Here is a 20,177-nt window from a genome sequence, read left to right as displayed (position 1 = left end):
CTCCGCCCAGACTTCCGCCACGCACCCCAGAACTGGGACCACCATGCTCCGTACCGCCCTGCGCAATGTCCTCGCGCACAAAGCCCGATTGGGTATGACGGCCCTCGCGGTCATGCTCGGCGTTGCCTTCGTCGCCGGCACGCTCATCTTCGGCGACACCGTTGTTCAAGCGCTGCGCGGGGCCTCCGCGAAAAACCTCAAGAATGTCGCCGTATCCGTCCAGGCGGAGACCGAGCAGGCATCGGACAGCGGGGCGGGCGAAGGCCGTTCCACCGCGCTGACCGGCGATGTCGCCGATCGGATCCGCGCCCTGCCCGGTGTCACATCGGTGCATCCCATCGTCAACGGCACCGCCACACTGGCGGCCCGGGACGGCCGGCCGCTGAACGCCGACACCAGTTGGCAGAACCTGGCGACCAACTACGCACCGGACCCGCGGGAGAATGGGCGGGACAGCCGTTTCCCGCTCAGCGCCGGACGCGGCCCGGTCGCCGGTGGCGAGATGGCCCTGGACCGCCGTACCGCCGCCAAGGCCGGCTACGACATCGGTGACACCGTACGGTTCGCCATCGACGGTCCCACCCTGACCAAGAAGCTGGTCGGCACCGTCGACACCGATGACCCGCGGGTGACCGCCGGCGGGACCCTCGCACTCTTCGACACCAGGACCGCGCAGCAACTCTTCTTGCGAGCCGGCCGATTCGACGAGTTGGCCATCGGTTCGGCGCCCGGCACCGACAACGAGGAACTCACCCGGGCCGTCGGCGAACTGTTGCCCGCCGAGAGCATCATGGCGACCAGTGGCGCCCAGCTCGCGGACGAGCAGGCGAAGGAGATCGCCGAGACCACCAAGGGCCTCACCCGAATGCTCCTGGGCTTCGCGGGAATCGCACTGTTCGTGGGCGTCTTCATCATCGCCAACACCTTCACCATGCTGATCGCCCAACGCAGCCGGGAGATCGCGCTGCTGCGCGCCGTGGGAGCCTCGCGCCGCCAGGTGGTCCGCGCGGTTCTCATCGAGGCCGCTCTCCTCGGACTCGTCTCCTCCACGGCCGGATTCGCGCTCGGCCTCGGGATCGCATCCGCCCTGAGACCACTCCTCAACATGGGCGGCGCGGGTCTCCCGGGCGGCCCCCTGACGATCTCCACCGGCGCGCTGGTCTGGTCCCTCGTGATCGGCGTCGGCGTCACGGTGCTGTCCGCCTGGCTGCCGGCCCGCAAGGCCGCGCGAGTCGCGCCGGTCGAGGCGATGAGCACCGTCGACCAGGCCCCTGCACCGCGCGGTATGGCGCTCCGCAACACCCTTGGGGGACTCATCGCCGGCGTGGGCGTCCTCACCATGCTGTATCTCTCCACGCGGCAGGACGGCACCGAGACCAACCTCTTGATCGCCGGGTTCGGCTCGGTGCTCACGCTGACGGGCGTGATCGTGCTCGCACCGCTGTTGTCCCGACCGCTGGTGCTGCTCGTCGGTGCGGTCACCGCCCGGTTCTTCGGCGTCACCGGGCAGCTCGCCAGGGAGAACGCACTGCGCAACCCGCGCCGCACCGCCGCCACCGCATCGGCACTGATGATCGGACTCGCCCTGATCACGGGCCTGAACGTGGCCGGCGGCTCCACGGAAGCCGCCCTCAAGGAGCGGGCCGTGCAGGGCCTGACCGCGGAGTACAAGGTGTCGTACAGCGGAGTCGGTGGCATCGATCCCGCACTCGGCGCACGGGTCGCCGAGCTTCCGGGCGTCGCGGACAGCGTGCCCATCGCCTCTTCGGCCCTGGATGTACGGGATGAGTTCGCCATGCTGACCGGCGCCGACCCGCGACGGCTCGGCAAGGTGTCCGACCTGAGGTTCAGCAGTGGCTCGCTCCTGGACCTCAGCCCGGGCAAGCTCGCGATCTCCGACAAACTGGCCGCTCAGACCGGTCTGTCGACGGGCGACACCTTCAGCGGAACCATGGGCTTCGGCACCGACCGGCCGCAGCGGAAGCTGACCGTCGTCGCCGTCTACCAGCACACTCCTGCCGTCGGCGACGCCGTGGGCACCCTGGGCGATGTCCTCCCCCATGTGGACGGTGGGGTCTACGACAGCATTCTGGTCAAGACGTCCCGGCACGCCACGAGCGACCTCGACCAGGACATCCGTCAGGCCCTCGGCAACAGCCCCCTCCTCCAGGTGCAGAACCATGAGCAGCTCACCAAGGAGGAGTCCGGCTCGATCGACGAGATGCTCAGCATGGTGTACGGACTGCTCGGCATGACCGTCGTCATCGGGGTGCTCGGCGTCGTCAACACCTTGGCCATGTCGGTGTTCGAGCGGACCCGGGAGATCGGGCTGCTGCGCGCGATCGGCCTGGACAGCGGGGGCGTCAAGCGGATGGTGTGCCTGGAGTCGGTGGTGATATCCCTGTTCGGCGCCGTCCTGGGCATCGGCACCGGAATCTTCCTGGCCTGGACATGCGGCAGCCTCACCGGATCCTCGCTCCCGATGTACGAGACGGTGCTGCCCTGGGCCCGACTCTGTCTGTATCTGCTGCTCGGCCTGGTGGTCGGGGTCCTGGCGGCGATCTGGCCGGCTCGGCGGGCGTCCCGGCTGAACATGCTGCGGTCGATCAGCGCCTCCTAACTCGACACGGGGTCGGCTCCGAACCGGGTCCGCTCCGAACGCGTGCCGTACGGCATACGTCCCTTCCGGCGGTGGGACTCGTTCGGAGCGGACCCTCGGGCGGTACTCGGCGGCGAACGGACCGTCGGCACGATCGGACGACGGGACCGTCACCACGGGCCTCACCCCGGCTGCCACATCCGGGCGAGCGTCGAGGGGGTGAGCAGTTGTTCGGGGTGTCCCTGGCCCACCAGTCGACCATCGCGCAGCAGGAGACAGGCATCGGCCGCGCGCGCGGCGTCCAGATCGTGGGTGGCGTGGACGACGGTCACGCCGTCGGCGACCAGTTCCGTCAGGAGTGTCGTGATGCGTTCCCTGGCCTCGGGGTCGAGCCCCGTGGTCGGCTCGTCGAGGAGGAGTAGGTCCGACTCCTGGACGAGCCCTTGCGCGATCAACGCTCGCTGCCGCTGGCCGCCGCTCAGCTCTCCGAGCTGACGCCTGGCGAGGTCGATGATGCCCAGGCGTTCCATGACCGATTCCACCGCGGCGCGGTCGTGTCGGGTGAGCCGGCGCCACGGGCCGCGTGCGCCCCAGCGCCCCATCTCCACGGTCTGCCGGACCGTCAGGGGCAGCGTGTCACCGACGGCGCCGCGCTGGGGGACGAACGCCGGTGGCCGTCCGCCGGCATGCTGGAGTTCGCCCGCGGTGGGCTGGATCACACCGGCCAGGACCCCGAGGAGGGTGGACTTACCGCTGCCGTTCGGGCCGACGAGGGCGGTACCGGCAAACGCCGGTATATCGGCGTCGAGTTGGTGGAGCACCGGATGGCCGGTGTAGCCCGCGGACAGTCCGGTGAACCGGATGCGGAACGTCGCGTCCTCGGCGGGGGCAGGCGCAGGCATGGGTTTAATGAACATGATTTTCATTGTAGTGTGCTGCGCATGGAGTGGTTGACAGGTCCCTTCGAGGTGACCTTCGTGCAGCGAGCCCTGTGGGGCGGAGTCCTGGTGTCCGCGATCTGCGCCCTGGCGGGCACCTGGGTAGTGCTGCGAGGCATGGCCTTCCTCGGTGACGCCATGTCCCACGGCCTGCTGCCCGGAGTCGCGCTCGCCGCGCTCCTGGGAGGGAACCTGCTGGTGGGAGCGGCGCTCAGCGCGGCCGTCATGACGGCCGGTGTCACCGCGCTCGGCCGCAGGCCGCGGCTGTCCCAGGACACGGGGATCGGCCTGCTCTTCGTGGGAATGCTGTCGCTCGGCGTCATCATCGTGTCGCGTTCGCAGTCCTTCGCGGTCGACCTGACCGGGATTCTCTTCGGTGACGTCCTCGCCGTCCGCACCCAGGACCTGGCACTGCTGGGCGGGGCCCTGCTCCTGGCGCTGGTCGTCTCGATCCTCGGCCACCGGTCGTTCCTCGCCCTGGCGTTCGACCCGCGCAAGGCCAAGACGCTCGGGCTGCGCCCCCGGCTGACCCATGCCGTACTGCTGGGGCTACTGGCCCTTGCCATCGTCGCCTCCTTCCACATCGTGGGGACGCTGTTGGTCCTGGGCCTGCTCATCGCTCCGCCGGCGGCCGCGCTGCCCTGGGCTCACAGCGTCCGGGGGGTGATGGCGCTCGCGGCGCTCCTCGGGGCCGCCGCCACGTTCTTCGGCCTCCTGCTGTCCTGGCATCTGAGCACCGCGGCGGGCGCGACCATCTCGGCCTTCGCGGTGGGCCAGTTCTTCCTCTCCCATCTGGCATCCGGCATCCGCCACCGCGCACCCGGCCGGCGCTCGTCCGGCGACAATCGACTGAGAGAGACCTGAGGCGATGGCCTTGTTTGTTCGAAAAGACGTCACCACCCGAAGAAACGTCACTGCTGGGGCTTCGACCGCGCTCGTGGCCGTCGCACTGCTCACCACGAGCTGTGCCGGGCACGACGGTGAAGCGACCGCGCAACGAGCGGATTCCGCGGCCTCCACCACCGCGCACGGGTACGTCGAAGGGGCGCAGGAGGCCGCCGAGCAGCAGTCCCGACTGGTGCTCAACGACCCGGGCACCGGCGACACCCGGGTACTCGACCTGACCACCGGGAAGGTGCACGAGATGCCCCGCTCCCGGGGCTCATCGGGCCTCACCACGGACGGCCGGTTCGGCTACCTGCACACCGCGGGCGGCACGCGCGTCCTGGACAGCGGTGCCTGGACGGTGGACCACGGCGACCATGTGCACTACTACCGCGCGGCCGTCCGCGATGCCGGCCGCATACCCGGCGGCGGCGCGGCGCGCGTCCGTAGCGACGCCGCCGTGACCGCCGTGACCGGCCAGGACGGCCGGACCGCGATCTACCGCCGGGCCGAACTGGAGAAGGGCCGGGTCACGGCCGCCCGGCCGCTCGGCGCGGTGCACGCCGGCGCCGTCGTGCCGTACGCGGATCATCTGCTGACCCTCGACGACGACGGCGAGGGCGCACCGAAGGTCGCGGTGTACGACCGTGCGGGCAGGCGCGCGGCGGCGCCGGACGCGCGGTGCGAACACCCGACGGGCGATGCCGTCACCCCCCGCGGGGTCGTCTTCGGCTGCGCCGACGGCGCCCTGCTCATCCGTGCGGACAACGGTGGCTTCGCGGCCGAGAGGATTCCCTACGGTACCGATGTCCCCGCGAGGGAACGGGCCCTGTCCTTCCGCCACCGCCCGGGGAGCGACACGCTCACGGCCCCGGCCGGAGACCGGGCCGTGTGGGCGCTGGACGTCACGAAGCGCACCTGGACACGGGTGGCGACCGGACCCGTCGTCGCCGCCAACGCCGCGGGCGAGGGCTCACCACTCCTCGTCCTCCAGGACGACGGAGCCCTGCACGGTTATGACCTCACCACGGGCGAGCGGACGTCCAGGACGAAGCGGCTCCTGACCGACGTCCCCGGCGACCGCACCGGCGCGGTCATCGAGGTCGATCGCGGCCGGGCCTATCTCAACGACCCGGCGGGCCGCCGACTGTACGAGATCGACTACAACGACAACCTGCGCATCGCCCGCACCTTCGACCTCGATATGAGGCCGGCCCTGATGGTGGAGACGGGTCGATGAAGGCGCCGAAGCCGAAGCGAACCGTGCCACGGCTGCGCCTCCTGGTGCCGGGGCTGCTCGCCCTCGCCCTCGCCGGTGCGGCCACCGCCTGCACGAGCAGCGACGACCGGCCCCGGGTCGTCGTGACGACCAATATCCTCGGCGACATCACCCAGGAGATCGTCGGCGACGAGGCCGACGTCACGGTGTTGATGAAACCGAACGCCGACCCGCACTCGTTCGGCCTGTCGGCCGTCCAGGCGGCCGAACTGGACCAGGCCGACCTGGTGGTCTTCAACGGGCTGGGCCTGGAGGAGAACGTGCTGCGGCATGTGGACGCCGCCCGCGAGTCCGGTGTGGCCGCCCTTGAGGTCGGCGAGGCGGTGGACCCGCTCACCTTCCAGGCGCACGACGACGGCGGGCCCGAGGCGGAGGCCGGCCGGCCCGACCCGCACTTCTGGACCGACCCCGACCGTGTGCGCAAGGCCGCCGGACTCATCGCCGACCAGGTCATCAAGTACGTGGACGGCGTGGACGAGAAGGCGGTCCGGTCCAACGCCGCGCGCTACGACCGACAACTCGCCGACCTCACCGCCTGGATGGAGAAGTCCTTCGACCGCATACCCGAGCAGCAGCGCGCGCTGGTGACCAATCACCATGTCTTCGGCTACCTCGCCGAACGCTTCGGCTTCCGGGTGATCGGCGCGGTCATCCCCAGCGGTACGACACTGGCCTCGCCCAGCTCATCCGATCTGCGCTCGCTCACCGAGGCCACGCGCGAAGCCGGGGTACGGGCGGTGTTCGCCGACTCCTCCCAGCCCAAGCGGCTGGCCGAGGTCCTGCGCACCGAACTGGGCGACCAGGTACGGGTCGTCGAGCTCTACTCCGAGTCCCTGACCGAGAAGAGCAAGGGCGCGGGCACCTACCTCCGGATGATGCGCGCCAACACCACCGCCATCACCGGCGGCCTGACCGGTCGCTGAACCCACCCCACCTCACCCCTCAGCGCCGGCATCAGCACGGCCGGCCACCACCATCCGACACCGACGCCGCGTCCACGCGGCCGAGAGGGAACACACACAGTGAACACTTCGATACCCAGACGAGTCGTCACCGGAACGGCGCTCGCTCTCGCACTCTCCGCGGTGCTGACCGCCTGCGGGTCGGCGGACGGCTCGTCGTCCGAAACCAAGGCCGCCGACCAGGCGCCCACCACCCGGGCCGCGGTCAAGGATCCGCTGGTCGCCACCTTCGACGGCGGCCTGTACATCCTGGACGGCGAGAGCCTGAAGGCGGCCGGGACGATCGAGCTGCCCGGCTTCAACCGCGTCAACCCCGCGGGCGACGACTCCCACGTCGTCGTCTCCACCGACGCCGGGTTCCGGTTCCTGAACGCCGGCGAGCAGACCCTCACCGACATCACCTACCAGGGCGCCAAGCCCGGGCACGTCGTACGGCACGCCGGCAAGACGGTCCTGTTCACCGACGGCACCGGCGAGGTCAATGTCTTCGACCCTGCCGACCTCTCGGGCGGCGAGAAGCCCGAAGGCCGTACCTACACCTCCGCCAAGCCGCACCACGGCGTCGCCATCGAGCTGAGCAACGGCGAACTCCTCAGCACCCTCGGCACCGAGGAGAAGCGCACCGGCGCCGTCGTCCTGGACAAGAACAACAAGGAACTCAAGCGCAGCGAGAACTGCCCCGGCGTCCACGGCGAAGCCGCCGCCAAGGGCGAGGCCGTCGCCTTCGGCTGCCAGGACGGCGTCCTGATCTACCAGGACGGCGCGTTCACCAAGGTCGAATCGCCCGACGCCTACGGCCGCATCGGCAACCAGGCGGGCAGCGACACGTCCGCGGTCCTCCTGGGCGACTACAAGACCGACCCGGACGCCGAACTGGAGCGGCCGACCCGCGTGTCCCTGATCGACACCGAAACCGCGCGCCTGCGCCTGGTCGACCTGGGCACCAGCTACTCCTTCCGCTCGCTCGGCCGCGGAGCCCACGGCGAGGCACTCGTCCTCGGCACCAATGGCACCCTCCACGTCATCGACCCCCGGACGGGCAAGATCGAGAAGAAGATCCCCGTCGTGGGCGAGTGGCAGGAACCGCTCGACTGGCAGCAGGCCCGACCCACCCTCTTCGTCCGCGGCCACACCGCGTACATCTCCGAACCGGGCAAGCGCAAGCTGCACGCCGTCGACATCGAATCGGGCGACAGGATCGCCTCGGTGACGCTGCCGAAGAGCACAAACGAACTCTCCGGCGTCACCGGCGCCCACTGACATCCGGCCTGGGCAGGACTGTCGCGACCCCGGCCGCTCCGGCCCGATCCGGAGCGGCCGGGGGCCTCTCAGTTCACCGCGAGAGGCGGGTGGCCGGCACAGCGCTGTGCCGCGCTGCGACTGCCGGTGAGCCGGCCGGGTAGGCCCTCAGCCCAAGGTGCGGGCCCGTGCGAGCACCTCGGCCGGGGCCTTGGCCACCGAGCCGGTGTCAAAGGGGGGTTGCGGGTCGTACTCGGTGTAGAGCTGGATCGCCTGGGCGGTCACATCGTCGGTGAGCAGGGCGGCCAGCCGGACCGCCATGTCGATGCCGGAGGAGACCCCGGCCGAGGTGATCACCCGGTCGTGCCGGACCACCCGCTCGGGCGTGTAGACGGCGCCGTACGATTCCAGGTCAGCGGCGGCGTCCCAGTGCGTGGTGGCGGTCAGGCCCGCCAGCAGGCCGGCCGCGCCGAGCACCAGCGAACCGGTGCAGACCGAGGTGGTGAAGCGGGTGCCCGCGTGGATCCGCCGCACCCAGTCGAGGAAATCGGGGTCCGCCACCATGGTGTGGAAACTGCCGCCACCGGGGATCAGCAGGACGTCGCAGCGATCCACTTCGGAGTACCTGGTCGGGACGTGCACCGGCAGGGAACCCAACACGTCGTGCACCAGACCGGGTTCGGCCGCGACGAATCGCACGGTGGCACCGGGCACGTACGCGAGGATCTCGTACGGTCCTATCGCGTCGAGGGGTTCGAAGTCATGGAAGAGCGGGATCACGATGTCCATGCGCCGCAGCATAGCCATCGGTCTTTCAGAGCGCGGGCGTTGCGGTTCGGGGGCGGATCTCGCCGGTGCGGCGGGCGTTCCGGATGCCGCCGTCGTGGATGTGCCGGTGCGCACCGGGAAGCCGGAGGGATGCCGGCAGGCCCGGCTGAGATGGATCCGGGCCCGGCTGAGAGGGTCCAGGCCCCCCGCCCCGAGCTCTCGGGGCCCGGGCCGGCCGCGCCCCGACCTCGTCCGTACGGCCCGTCCAGGACAGCGACCCGGACCAACGCCCCGGCCGGGGAGTGAGTCCGTGTGCACCGTCCTGGACGGAACCGCGCTGACCGCGGCCGGGGCGGGTGACGCCCGCGCCGCCCGGCTGAACCACCGGGCCGTGCTGGTTGTCCATGCCCCTCGGCGGGGGTGCCCCCAGCGTCTCGGCGGGGGTGCCCCCAGCGTCTCGGCGGGGGTGCCGGTCGACGCCGATCAGGTACGTCCCGAGGCCGATGGAGCACCTGACACCCTGCCCGCGTCACCGTTCCCGGCCCGGACCCGTCAGCCGCCCATGGGCATCAGCCCCCAGCCGGGGCCGACGCCACCACCGCCCCGTGTCGGTGGGACGACGAGCCGGGTCCGCGCCCCGAACTCAGGCGTAGGTGTAGAACTGAGTGTGGTCCAACATGCTCTGCGGGGTGGTGTTGGGCCAGGGCGGCATGGTCTCGTTCAGATCGATCACGTCGGTCGTGGCGGCGGCCGGCAGGTACTCGGCGCTGGTCGGGTGGAGTGCGTGCCACTCGGCCCAGAGCTTGTCGACGAAGGCGTGGTGCAGCCAGAACACCGGGTCGTTCGGGGAGACGCTCGTCTCCATCTGACCCCAGATCCAGGTGTGCACCCGGTTGTGCATGCTCATGTAGCCCGCCGAGCCTTCGAGGGTCGAGCGGAAGCCGGTCGATCCGTCGCGGAAGGGCGCGGAGTCGTAGGTGGGCATGGCGAGGGCGGCGTCCACATCGGACCGGGGCGGCAGCGTGGGAACGCGATAGGCCAGATTACGGGCGAGGAACGGACGGCTGTCGACCTGGATATTGATCGGCCAATTGCCGCCGGAGTAGGCGAAGGGGCCGTCCATCACCTGATCGTCCAGGGGGCGTCCGGTGCCGCCGAGGAGGTCCGGCGCCCAGAGCGAGGAGCCGACGGTGTTGTCGACGGTCCAGTCCCAGTAGGGGATCGAGACCGACGGGTTGACCTTCTGGAGTTCGTCCTCGAAGTCGATGAGGAACTTACGGTGCCAGGGCAGGAACGACGGGCCGAAGTGGCCCACGTATATCCCGGTGTTCATGTCCAACGCGAACCGCAGGCGGTGGGCGGCGACGAATTGGTCGTACACGCCCTTCTGCTTGACTTCCAGGACGGCGTCGACAAACGCCTTCTTCTCGGCGGCCGTGAGGTTCGCCTGATTCTTCCGTACGGTCATGGCAGCGGCTCCCGGCTCAGGCGGTGGGGTCGAAGGGCACGATGACGGCGCCCTTGAGTGAGATGACCGCGGTACGAGCGGCGTCGAGCGGGGTCGCGAACCTCTCGTAGTGGTTGATCGTGCTGCTCCAGCCGCTCTTTCCGTGCTGCATCACATGCAGTTCGCGGCCGTCGATCAGCACCCGGAAGCCGGTGCCGTGACCTGCGTGGCCGTGGGCGTGTGCGTGGTCCGCGGTGGGCGCGCCCTGGATGCGGCGTCCCTGGAAGACCTCGTCGAAGGAGCCAGGCCCTCCGGCGCCGCCGGGTGCGGCGCCCTTGCTCTTGGTGGACACGGTGTCAGCGGACGCGGTGGCCACGCCGACGAGCGCTAGGCCCGCGGCTACGCCGGTGGCGGCCCCGAGGGCCTGACGACGGGTGGGTCTGGACATGGCGAATAAACCCCCTGAAACATGACTGAGGCGACCCCCCAGGTTGTTTGGGGCCGCCGCAACCATGTCTACACGGGGAGTGACGGTCCGCAGAAGTAGGACGATTTTGGTTGGCTGTCATACGGACATGTCTTCGGGGGCCACATCGGCACCACTGGCACTGATCTTGCTCCGCGCCACCACCGCACCGGCCACGGAAGCGAAGATTCCGCTGCATATGTGCGCTATATATGAAGATCCTTCGGGATTCATCGCGCCGACCACCCGGCAGAACCATGATCCGCGCATGGCTGGAAGTAAGGGCAACCTTCTGACTGCTACGCCCTATTCGTCGGGGATCGGAGGTCAGCTCCAGTCCCGACCCGGAACCTCCGCTTCCTCCCGCTTGACCTCACGGTTCGCCCCACGCCCACGATCACATCGGCGATCGGGCCGGGGTGGCGGCGCTGGAGTCGTGGCGCCCCCCGGTGGTCACATGGCGCGCAGGGCGCGGACCGCGAGCCGGGCCGCCGTGCCGATCGCCGCGTCGGCGGCGGGCTGACGCGCCGCCGGGCGGGCGGCCCGGGTGAACACGGCCACCGCGTACCGACCGCCGTCGGGGTACTCGACCAGACCGGCTTCGTTGCGCAGGGTCGGCAGGGTGCCCGTCTTGCCGTAGACGCGCACATCGTCGAAGGGAAATCCGGAGGTGAGCCGGTGCGGCCACACCTGAAGGCCCAGTACCGCGCGCAGTTCGCGCGCCCGGTCCGGTGAGCACGCCTCGTCACGCCAGACCGCCGCGAGCAGCCGGGTCATCTCCCGCGGGGTGCTGCGATTGGCGCGGGCCGGGTCGAGGACCCGCAGCCGGGCCAGGAGTGCCGGGTCGGACGCCAGCCGGGCCGTGTCGCCCCCGGAGTCCTCGTCAACGGAGGCGATCAGGTCCCGCATGGCCTGCACCGCGACGGTACGGCGCAGACCGAGGGCGTGCATGGCCTCGTTCATCCCGGCGAGTCCGACGCGGTCGATCAGCAGATCGGCCGCCGCGTTGTCGCTCACGGTGAGGGCCATCGCCAGCAGGTCCCGGACGGACATCCGTACCGGGCCGCGCAACATCGCCAGACCGGTGGGGCCGGGGGTGCGGTCACCGGGGACCGACTCCACCTGTTCGTCCAGGTCGATGCGCCCCTCGTCGGCCAACCGCTGCACGGTGACCGCGAGACAGAGCTTGTGCACGCTGGCGGTGCTGACCGCGGTGTCCGCGCCGACGCCGACCTCGGCGCCGCTTCCCAGGTCCAGTGCGTGCATCCAGCCGGTGACCCCCGCGTCGGTGAAGACCGAGCGGATACGGGACCGGACGCCGGCCGCCCGGGGGGCTCCCTCGTCGGACGCGCTCATACCGTGTATCCGTAGGCGGGGCCCGACAGCGTGGCCCGCCGGGCCGCGGCGGTCTCCATCACCGGGACCATTCCTCCTCGTTCGGTGAGCACAGTCAGCGCCACCTCGGCGAACAGCCGTACCACCGGATCGTCCCGCCGGCCGCGCAGCCAGGCCGCGGACACCTGTTCCAGCAAGGGTTCGCCCTCCAGGGGGTGCCAGGCCGTGCCCGGCGGGAGCTTCCGGTCGCGGGTGGCGAAGGTCACGGCCGTCCCGGAGAGGACCATACCGTCGACGAATTCGGGGTCCTGTCCGGCGATCACCGTACCGGGCTCGAAGCCATGTCTGCGGCAGAGGGCCAGGATCTCGGCGTGCAGGGCGGGTGCCGACGGCTGGGGGAACAGCACGAGGTCGAGTCCGCCGAGCGAGGTCAGACGCACCGGGGGCCCGGTCTCCCCGTCCGGTGGCGGAGCGGTGCCCGGCCCGGCAGCGATGCCCGGCGCACGCGGGAGCACCTCACCGTTCGGCGCGCTCGGGAGCACCACACCGTACGGCCGGCACAGGACCTCGCCGAGGTCGAGACCCGCCACATCGACGGGGTGCCGCAGCACCCCCGCGTCGAGTGTCCCGGCGCGCAGCTCGGTGAGCTGCGCCATGGCGCCGAGTTCGCGCAGGGCGAGCCGTACGCCGGGAGACCTGTCCCGGAATCCACCGACCAGGGCCGCGACGACGGCGCCGCCGAGCTCCGGCGGCACGGCCGCGCGCAGCACCCCCGCCGCGCCGCCGCGGACCCGGGCGGCGACGCCGAGCAGGGTGTCGGCCCGCGCGATCAGGGATCGTGCCTCGGTGAGCAGCAGTCTGCCGCCCTCGGTCAGTTCGACGCCCCGGCTGGTGCGGTCGAAGAGGCGTACGCCGAGCTCCCGTTCCAGCCGCTGGACGCGCTGGGAGAGCGACGGCTGGGCAATCCCGAGCCGGGCCGCCGCGCGCCCGAAGTGTCTTTCTTCTGTAACGGCGAGGAAGTACCGGACATGCCTGATCAGGTCCACGAGCAGGAATCATAGTCGTTTCGCTATGGCCCTGAGTGGCATAGGACTCTTGGTCGGGAGGGGTCCGGGCCTGCTGAGGTGACGCCATGTCCGACACCTTCGAACACCACGGTCGTCCCGGTCCCCGCTACAGCTCCGGTACGACGTCATCCGGCCCCCGGCGGCGGCTGCTGCCCGTCGCCCTCGCGCTGGTCGTCCTGGCGGGCGGCGGCACGGCGGCGTGGAGCCTGCTCGGCGAGGACGGCACTCCCCCCGATGAACGGACCGCCGCGGTCGACGGCTTCCTCGACGCCTGGGCCAGCGGCGACGCCGGCCGGGCGGGACGGCACACCGATGAACCCGCCGCGGCGACCGCCCGGCTGACGAAGCTCGCCAAAGACCTGCCGGCCCGCCAGGTCTCCTTCGATCGCGGCGAGGCCACCGACCAGGGCGCCCACCGGTTCCGCGCCACCTTCCGTCTCCACGGCGGCAGCACCTGGGCGTACGACTCGGCGGCGCCCGTGGTCCGCGAGGACGGGCGCTGGGTGGTGCGCTGGAGTCCGGCCGTGCTGCATCCGCGGCTGACCGAGGGCAGCGAACTCGCCCTGCGCCCCGACACCGACGGCCGCGGGAAGGTCGAGGCCGCCGACGGCACGCCGCTGGCCGGGCTGGCTCCGGCTCTGGTGGGCAGCCCCGGCAGGAGCGGCCTCCAGTACCGCTACGACAAACAGCTCGCCGGGAAGCCCGCCGAATCGGTCGCCATCGTCGGCACCAGCAGTGGCCGCACCCTCGCCACCCTGCACACCGCCGACGGGACCCGGGGGAAGCCGGTGCGCACCACCCTGGAGCCGGCCGTCCAACGGGCCGCCGAGGCCGCGCTGCGCGGGCTGGCGAAGAACGCCGCGATCGTGGCCGTCCGGCCGAGCACCGGGGAGGTACTCGCTGCCGCCGACAACCCGCCCACCGGCGCCAACCGCTCCCTGCGCGGACGGTACGCGGCGGGCTCCGACTTCAAGGTGATCACCGCCGCCGCACTGATCGAGAAGGGGATACGGGGGAACACCCCGGTGCCCTGTCCCCGCTACGAGGACGTGAACGGACAGCGCTTCGAGAACCAGGACCTGTTCTCGCTGCCCGCCGGGGCGACGTTCCGGGACGGCTTCGCCCGGTCCTGCAACACCGGCATCATCGGACTGCGCGACAAGCTCGACGATGACAGTCTGACCGAGGCGGCCGGATGGTTCGGCATCGGCCAGGAGTGGCGGACGGGCACCACCACGTACGACGGATCCGTGCCGCCCACCACCAGTGCGAACGACAAGGCAGCCGCGATGATCGGGCAGGGCCGGGTGGAGGCGAGCCCCCTGGTGATGGCGTCGGTCGCGGCGACGGTCAAGGACGGGACCTTCCGCCAGCCGGTGCTGGTGCCGGACGCCGTCAAGAACCGTGCGAAGGCGACGGCCCCGCTCGCCCCCGACACCGCGGCCGAACTGCGCTCCCTGATGCGGGCAGTGGTCACCGAGGGGTCGGGCAAGGCGCTGCGCGGGCTGTCCGGTGAGCCGGGGGCCAAGACCGGCACCGCCGAGTACGGCACCGATTCCCCGCCGCGTACCCACGCCTGGTTCATCGGCTTCCGGGGCGATCTGGCCTTCTCGGTGCTGATCGAGGACGGCGGGTCCGGCGGCGCGGACGCGGGTCCGGTGGCCGCGTCGTTCCTCGAAGGGGCGGCCGGACACGGCTGACACCGCCGACGGGCCCCGGGGCGGACTCGCGGCGGATGCCGGGGCCCACGCCGCCGTCCCGTCGAGTCGGCGGCGTGGCGCGTCAGCGTGCGGCGGACCCGGGCGGCGTCGCAGAGGTGGCCGGCCCGGGACGCCGATGACACCCGGTGTCCTGTCGACGGGCAGCCGCCGCCGGGGAGGACATACGGGCCGAACCGGCCGGTGGGGTGAGCGCCGGCCGGCCGGGGAGTCGTGTCGGAGCGTCGGTCACATCGTCCTGGCGAGTCGGTCGGCGAGCAGCGTGGCGAACCGCGCGGGGTCAGCCAGGTCGCCCCCCTCCGCGAGCAGGGCCGTGCCGTACAGCAGCTCGGCCATTTCGGTGAGATCCGAATCCGTGGTGGGATCCGAATCCGCGGTGGGATTCGAGGCCGAGGTGGGATCGGAGTCCGCGGTGGACTCAGAGCCCGCGGCGGCGCGCGCCTCGTGCGCGGACCTCAACCCGCTGACCAGCGGATGCTGGGGGTTCAGTTCAAGGATGCGCTTGACCGGCGGCATCTCCTGGCCCATGGCCCGGTACATCTTCTCCAGCGTCGGTGTGACGCCGTCGACATCGCTGACCAGACAGGCGGGGGAGCTGGTCAGCCGGGTGGTCAGTCGAACGTCCTTCACATCGTCAAGGGTCTCGTTGAGCCAGGTCAGCACCGGGGCGTAGGAGCCGGACTTCTCCTGCGTCAGGTCTTCGGAGGGCAGCTCGACCGTGCCCCGCGCGACGGACTGGAATTCCTTGCCGTCGTACTCCCGCACCGCCTCGACCCAGATCGCGTCCACCGGCTCGGTGAGCAGCAGGACCTCATACTCCTTGGCCCGGAACGCCTCCATGTGCGGGGAGTTCTCGACCTGTGCCCGGCTGTCGCCGATCATGAAGTAGATCTTGTCCTGGCCCTCCTTCATCCGGGCGACGTAGTCGGCCAGGGTGGTGGGCTCGTCGGCGGTGCTCGAAGCGAAGGACGCGATATCGAGGATGGTCTTGTGGTTCTCGACCCCGTCGAGCAGGCCCTCCTTGACCGCGGTGCCAAATTCACGCCAGAACACGCGGTACTTCTCGGCGTCGTTCGCCATGAGGTCCTTGATGGCCGACAGGACCTTCTTCGCCAGGCGGCGGCGGATCAACTGGATGTGACGGTCCTGCTGGAGGATCTCGCGGGAGATGTTCAGCGACAGGTCGGCGGCGTCCACGACTCCCTTGACGAAGCGGAGGTAGTCGGGTAGGAGTTCGCGGCTGTCGTCCATGATGAACACGCGCTTCACATACAGCTGGATGCCGTGGCGGGCGTCCCGCTGGAAGAGGTCGTGCGGGGCGCGCGACGGGATGAAGAGCAGTGCCTCGTACTCGAAGGTGCCCTCCGCCCTCATGGGGATGATGTCGAGCGGGTCCGTCCAGTCATGACTGATGTGCCGGTAGAACTCCCGGTACTCCTCGTCCTTGACCTCGGAGCGCGGCCGTGCCCAGAGCGCCTTCATCGAGTTGAGGGTCTCGTCCCCCAGCCGGATGGGGAATGAGATGAAGTCCGAGTACCGCTTGACGATCTCCCGGATCTTCCGTTCGTCGGCATAGTCGTGGAGCGCGTCCTCCTCGTCCGCGGGACGCAGGTGCAGGGTGACCGACGTGCCTTCGGGCACGTCCTCGACGGTCTCGATCGTGTACGTGCCGTCGCCGTCCGACTCCCAGCGGGCGCCGGTCTCCTCGCCGGCCTTGCGCGTGATCAGGCTGACCTTGTCGGCGACCATGAAGACGGAGTAGAAACCGACACCGAACTGTCCGATCAGTTCGGCCGATTCCTTTCCCTGCCGGAGCTTGCGCAGCATCTCGGCCGTCCCGGATCTTGCGATGGTGCCGATGAGCGCCACCACATCGTCACGCGACATGCCGATGCCGTTGTCCCGCACGCTCAGCGTGCGCGCCTCGCTGTCGGCCTCGATGGCGATATGCGGGTCGTCGACGCTGAGCCCGTCGTCCGTAAGACCGGCGAGGCGCCGTTTGTCCAGGGCGTCAGAGGCGTTGGAGATCAGTTCGCGCAGGAAGATCTCCTTGTTCGAGTAGATCGAGTGGACCATCAGTTGGAGGAGTTGCCGCGCCTCCGCCTTGAACTCCAGCGTCTCGGTGCTCATGGCGTCCCTTCTCGTCACGTGATCTTTACGACCATGGACGCTATCCGCATCCGCTACCGAAGGCGCAGCGAGTTTCCGCCACTTAGGGTCTCTCTTTCGGGTCGGGCCGGCGCGCGCCCACATCGGCCGGCGACCGCGCCCCCGGGCGTACCGCGGCATCGGCCGATCGGCTGATGCCACTTCGAGCCCGATGGGCGATGTGGCGGGTCCGGCCCGTCCACGACGCTCGTCCCATGACCACAGCAAGCACGAGCACGGCGACCCGCGGGGCCATCGTCGAAGTCGGCGATCTGCGCAAGTCCTACGGCGGCCGGACCGTCGTCGACGGTGTCTCCTTCGCCGTCCAGGAGGGGGAGATATTCGGGATCCTCGGCCTCAACGGCGCCGGTAAGACCACCACCGTCGAGTGCGTCGAGGGCCTGCGCGCGCCCGACTCGGGTCGCATCCGGATCGCGGGACTCGACCCGATCGCCGACCACGCCGAGGTCACCGAAATCCTCGGCGCCCAACTCCAGGAGAGCGCCCTCCAGCCCAAGCTCACCGTGCGCGAGGCGCTCCAGCTCTACTCCGCCTTCTACCCGCGCCGGCTCGACTGGCAGCCCCTCGCCGAACGGCTGGGCCTGACCACCAAGCTCAACACCCGCTTCGGCCTGCTGTCCGGCGGGCAGAAGCAGCGACTGTTCATCGCGCTCGCCCTCATCGGCTCCCCCCGCGTCGTCGTCCTCGACGAACTGACCACCGGCCTCGATCCGCGCGCCCGGCGCGAGACCTGGTCGCTGATCGAAGACGTCCGCGACAGCGGCGTCACCGTCATCCTCGTCACGCACTTCATGGAGGAGGCGCAGCGACTGTGCGACCGGATCGCCGTGATCGACAAGGGACGTATCGGCGCGCTCGACACCCCCGCCGGGCTGATCGGCCGCTCGGCGGGGTCCACGGTCATCTCCTTCACTCCGTCGCGGCCGATCGGCCACGAGATCCTGGCCGCGCTCCCCGGGCGGGCGGCCGTCGACAGCAGGGACGGCCGGATCACGCTCAGCGGAACGGACGAGACCGTCAACGCGGTGATCTCCCTCCTCGCCCTGAACCGGATCCAGGCGCACCACCTCCGGGTCACCGACGCCACGTTGGACGACGCCTTCCTCGACCTGACGCAGACATGACGCAGACCTGACGCGGTCATGGCCGGAGTCATGGCCCGAGTCATGACCAGCAGTGGGCCCCCGCCGACCGACCCACCCCCGACAGGAGCAGCGATATGACCGAACCAGCGACGATCACCGCCCGGACCGCCCGGACGATCAAGGGCGGCCCCACTCCCCGCGCCGCCGTACTGCGTTCCGAGCTCAGGCTCTACCGGCGTGACCCCTCCAACATCATCTCCATCGTCTTCCCGCCCGTACTGCTGCTGGTCCTCGGCCTCGTACCAATGTTCCGGGAGGTGGACGAGGACCTCGACGGCCTGCGGGTCATCGACCTCTATGTACCGGTGGTCGTACTGATCTCGCTGATCACCGCCGGGCTCCAGGTCCTTCCGCCGATCCTGACCGGCTACCGCGAACTCGGCATCCTGCGCCGCATGTCGATGACCCCGGTGCGCCCGTCCACCCTGCTGTTCACGCAGATGTGGCTGAACGGAGTGATGGCCCTGGTGTCGGCGGTCATGTGCCTGAGCACCGGCCGGCTCGCCTTCGGCGTGGCGCTCCCGCGCGAGATCGGGGGTTACGTCCTGGCGCTGCTGCTCGCCGCCGCGGCCAGTCTCGCCATGGGCGCCCTGGTGGCGGCCCTGGCCAAGACCGCCAAACACGCGACCGGCATCGGCACCGCGGTGTACTTCCCCGCGCTGTTCTGCACCGGGCTGTGGATTCCCGTACGGGCCATGCCGGACACCCTCGCCACCATCGTCGAGTTCACGCCCTTCGGGGCCGCGGCCGGCGCCCTGGACCGGGCCGCCGCCGGTGGCTGGCCCGACTGGTCCCACCTGATCGTTCTCACCGCGTGGACCGTGGTCACCTCGGCGGCCGCCGTCCGCTGGTTCCGCTGGGAGTAGGGGAGCGACCGTGCACACTGGGATCATGACGACGCCGGACGCTGATCTCGACCGGCACTGGACGACCGTCCTCCGGTGGCATCCGTACTGGTTGCTCGCCACGGGCACCCTGCTGTCGCTGGCGAGGCCGGAGCTGACGCCGACCACGGGCGAACGCCTCGCCACCGGCGCCCTGGTCGTCGTGGCCCTGGTCCTGCAATGGAGGTGGGGAAGGCGCCGTCGCGGCCGTACGGGTCCCGACACCGCCTCGGCCGCCTACTTCGCGCTGCGCTGGGCGATCAGCTCCGCGCTCACCTGGCTGAATCCGTTCTTCGCCTTCTACGCGGCGACGGGCTACATCGACAACAACGAGCTGATCCCCGGCCGGCGCTGGCGGAAGGTCGGGGCCTTCGCCTCCTCCCTCCCGCTGGCCGCGTCCCAGGCCGGCGGACTGCCCTTCCCGCGCGCCGAGCAGTGGGCCCTGTTCGCCGGGCTGCTCCTGGTCAACAACGCGCTGCTGACGATGATCGCCTACTTCGTCCAGCACGAGGAGGAGCGGTCCGCCGCCAGGGCCGCCACCATCGCCGAACTCGAACGCACCAATACCGCCCTCCAGCGGGCCCTGGACGACAACGCCGCGCTCAGCACCCAACTGCTCATCCAGGCCCGGGAGGCGGGGATCGCCGATGAACGCAGAAGACTGGCCGCGGAGATCCACGACACCATCGCCCAGGGCCTGACCGGCATCATCACCCAACTCCAGGTGGTCGCGAACACGCCCGATCAGTCGGCCGCCCAGGAACATCTGAACCGCGCCACCGACCTGGCACGCCACAGCCTGGGCGAGGCCCGCCGCTCGGTGCGGAACCTCGCGCCCGTGGGCCTCGCGCACGAGGGGCTGCCCCAGGCACTACGGAGGATGATCTCCCAGTGGAGCGAACAGACGGGCGTGCGGGCCGATCTCACCCTCACGGGCACGGCGCAGCGCCTGCACGGGGAGGTCTCGGCGACCCTGCTGCGGACAGCACAGGAGGCCCTGTCCAACGCGTCGAAGCACGCGTCGGCCTCCCGTGTCGGGGTCACGCTCAGTTTCATGGACGGCGAGGTCGCCCTGGACGTCCGCGACGACGGGCGCGGCTTCGATCCGCTGACGCTGCCCGCACGCACCGGCACCAGCGGCTTCGGTCTCGACGGGATGCGGGCCCGTGCCACGCGCATCGCGGGCTCACTGACCGTGGAGTCCGAGCCGGGATACGGAACGGCGGTGTCGGCTCGCGTACCGTTGGTGCGATATGAGCAGGAGTGACATGCCCGG

The 20,177-nt window shown here is 70.5% G+C and carries 16 protein-coding genes; 9 read left to right on the top strand and 7 right to left on the bottom strand.

The window, feature by feature from the left end:
* Positions 1 to 43: 43 nt before the first annotated feature.
* On the top strand, positions 44 to 2,620 hold the full coding sequence (locus ACH4S7_RS33015; RefSeq protein WP_398525063.1) for an ABC transporter permease: 2,577 nt from the start codon (positions 44 to 46) through the stop codon (positions 2,618 to 2,620).
* Positions 2,621 to 2,781: 161 nt separating this feature from the next.
* Here ACH4S7_RS33015 and aztA read toward each other — a convergent pair whose 3' ends face one another.
* Positions 2,782 to 3,525 (bottom strand): zinc ABC transporter ATP-binding protein AztA, encoded by a 744-nt coding sequence (gene aztA / locus ACH4S7_RS33010; RefSeq protein ID WP_398525062.1) that lies wholly within the window; start codon positions 3,523 to 3,525, stop codon positions 2,782 to 2,784.
* 15 nt (positions 3,526 to 3,540) lie between these two features.
* On the opposite strand from aztA, the gene aztB reads away from it, so the two are divergent.
* From aztB to aztD, 4 genes are all read left to right on the top strand, one after another.
* A complete protein-coding gene (gene aztB / locus ACH4S7_RS33005; protein ID WP_398525061.1) occupies positions 3,541 to 4,401 on the top strand; it encodes a zinc ABC transporter permease AztB in 861 nt (286 codons plus the stop codon).
* 4 nt (positions 4,402 to 4,405) lie between these two features.
* Positions 4,406 to 5,662, top strand: a complete 1,257-nt coding sequence (locus tag ACH4S7_RS33000; protein WP_398525060.1) for a hypothetical protein — start codon at positions 4,406 to 4,408, stop codon at positions 5,660 to 5,662.
* On the top strand, positions 5,659 to 6,624 hold the full coding sequence (aztC, locus tag ACH4S7_RS32995) for a zinc ABC transporter substrate-binding protein AztC (RefSeq protein WP_398525059.1): 966 nt from the start codon (positions 5,659 to 5,661) through the stop codon (positions 6,622 to 6,624). The genes ACH4S7_RS33000 and aztC overlap by 4 nt, the downstream gene beginning before the upstream one ends.
* Before the next feature lie 99 nt (positions 6,625 to 6,723).
* On the top strand, positions 6,724 to 7,923 hold the full coding sequence (aztD, locus tag ACH4S7_RS32990) for a zinc metallochaperone AztD (RefSeq protein ID WP_398525058.1): 1,200 nt from the start codon (positions 6,724 to 6,726) through the stop codon (positions 7,921 to 7,923).
* A 147-nt stretch (positions 7,924 to 8,070) separates the two neighbouring features.
* Here the strand turns inward: aztD and ACH4S7_RS32985 are convergent, their stop codons facing one another.
* The 5 genes from ACH4S7_RS32985 to ACH4S7_RS32965 form a co-directional block, all read right to left on the bottom strand.
* Complete coding sequence (locus ACH4S7_RS32985; protein ID WP_398525057.1) at positions 8,071 to 8,691, bottom strand: DJ-1/PfpI family protein; 621 nt, start codon at positions 8,689 to 8,691, stop codon at positions 8,071 to 8,073.
* Between the two features lie 622 nt (positions 8,692 to 9,313).
* Positions 9,314 to 10,138: a tyrosinase family protein gene (locus tag ACH4S7_RS32980; RefSeq protein ID WP_398525056.1), complete on the bottom strand. Its 825-nt coding sequence runs from the start codon at positions 10,136 to 10,138 to the stop codon at positions 9,314 to 9,316.
* Positions 10,139 to 10,154: 16 nt separating this feature from the next.
* Positions 10,155 to 10,565, bottom strand: a complete 411-nt coding sequence (locus tag ACH4S7_RS32975) for a tyrosinase cofactor (RefSeq protein WP_398525055.1) — start codon at positions 10,563 to 10,565, stop codon at positions 10,155 to 10,157.
* Positions 10,566 to 11,036: 471 nt separating this feature from the next.
* Positions 11,037 to 11,939 carry a serine hydrolase gene (locus ACH4S7_RS32970; RefSeq protein ID WP_398525054.1) on the bottom strand — a complete coding sequence of 301 codons (903 nt, stop codon included), beginning with the start codon at positions 11,937 to 11,939 and terminating at the stop codon, positions 11,037 to 11,039.
* Complete coding sequence (locus ACH4S7_RS32965; protein ID WP_398525053.1) at positions 11,936 to 12,964, bottom strand: LysR family transcriptional regulator; 1,029 nt, start codon at positions 12,962 to 12,964, stop codon at positions 11,936 to 11,938. Before ACH4S7_RS32965 ends, ACH4S7_RS32970 begins: the two co-directional genes overlap by 4 nt.
* Before the next feature lie 86 nt (positions 12,965 to 13,050).
* Here ACH4S7_RS32965 and ACH4S7_RS32960 point away from each other — a divergent pair, with 86 nt between their 5' ends.
* The gene (locus tag ACH4S7_RS32960; protein WP_398525052.1) at positions 13,051 to 14,685 is read left to right on the top strand and encodes a penicillin-binding transpeptidase domain-containing protein; all 1,635 of its coding nucleotides are present in this window, start codon (positions 13,051 to 13,053) and stop codon (positions 14,683 to 14,685) included.
* A 246-nt stretch (positions 14,686 to 14,931) separates the two neighbouring features.
* On the opposite strand, the gene htpG is transcribed toward ACH4S7_RS32960, so the two are convergent.
* Positions 14,932 to 16,833: a molecular chaperone HtpG gene (htpG, locus tag ACH4S7_RS32955; protein ID WP_398525051.1), complete on the bottom strand. Its 1,902-nt coding sequence runs from the start codon at positions 16,831 to 16,833 to the stop codon at positions 14,932 to 14,934.
* A gap of 233 nt (positions 16,834 to 17,066) precedes the next feature.
* Here htpG and ACH4S7_RS32950 point away from each other — a divergent pair, with 233 nt between their 5' ends.
* The 3 genes from ACH4S7_RS32950 to ACH4S7_RS32940 all read left to right on the top strand — a co-directional run bounded on the left by ACH4S7_RS32950 (position 17,067) and on the right by ACH4S7_RS32940 (position 20,168).
* Positions 17,067 to 17,996, top strand: a complete 930-nt coding sequence (locus tag ACH4S7_RS32950; protein ID WP_398525050.1) for an ABC transporter ATP-binding protein — start codon at positions 17,067 to 17,069, stop codon at positions 17,994 to 17,996.
* 95 nt (positions 17,997 to 18,091) lie between these two features.
* Complete coding sequence (locus ACH4S7_RS32945) at positions 18,092 to 18,883, top strand: ABC transporter permease (protein ID WP_398525049.1); 792 nt, start codon at positions 18,092 to 18,094, stop codon at positions 18,881 to 18,883.
* Positions 18,884 to 18,908: 25 nt separating this feature from the next.
* A complete protein-coding gene (locus ACH4S7_RS32940; protein ID WP_398525048.1) occupies positions 18,909 to 20,168 on the top strand; it encodes a sensor histidine kinase in 1,260 nt (419 codons plus the stop codon).
* Positions 20,169 to 20,177: the final 9 nt, after the last annotated feature.

This window comes from Streptomyces sp. NPDC020965 (genome assembly GCF_044333555.1).
In the GTDB taxonomy this organism is placed as follows: Bacteria; Actinomycetota; Actinomycetes; order Streptomycetales; family Streptomycetaceae; genus Streptomyces.
Note: the sequence above shows the minus strand (reverse complement) of the source record. Positions and strands in the feature narration are given on the sequence as shown.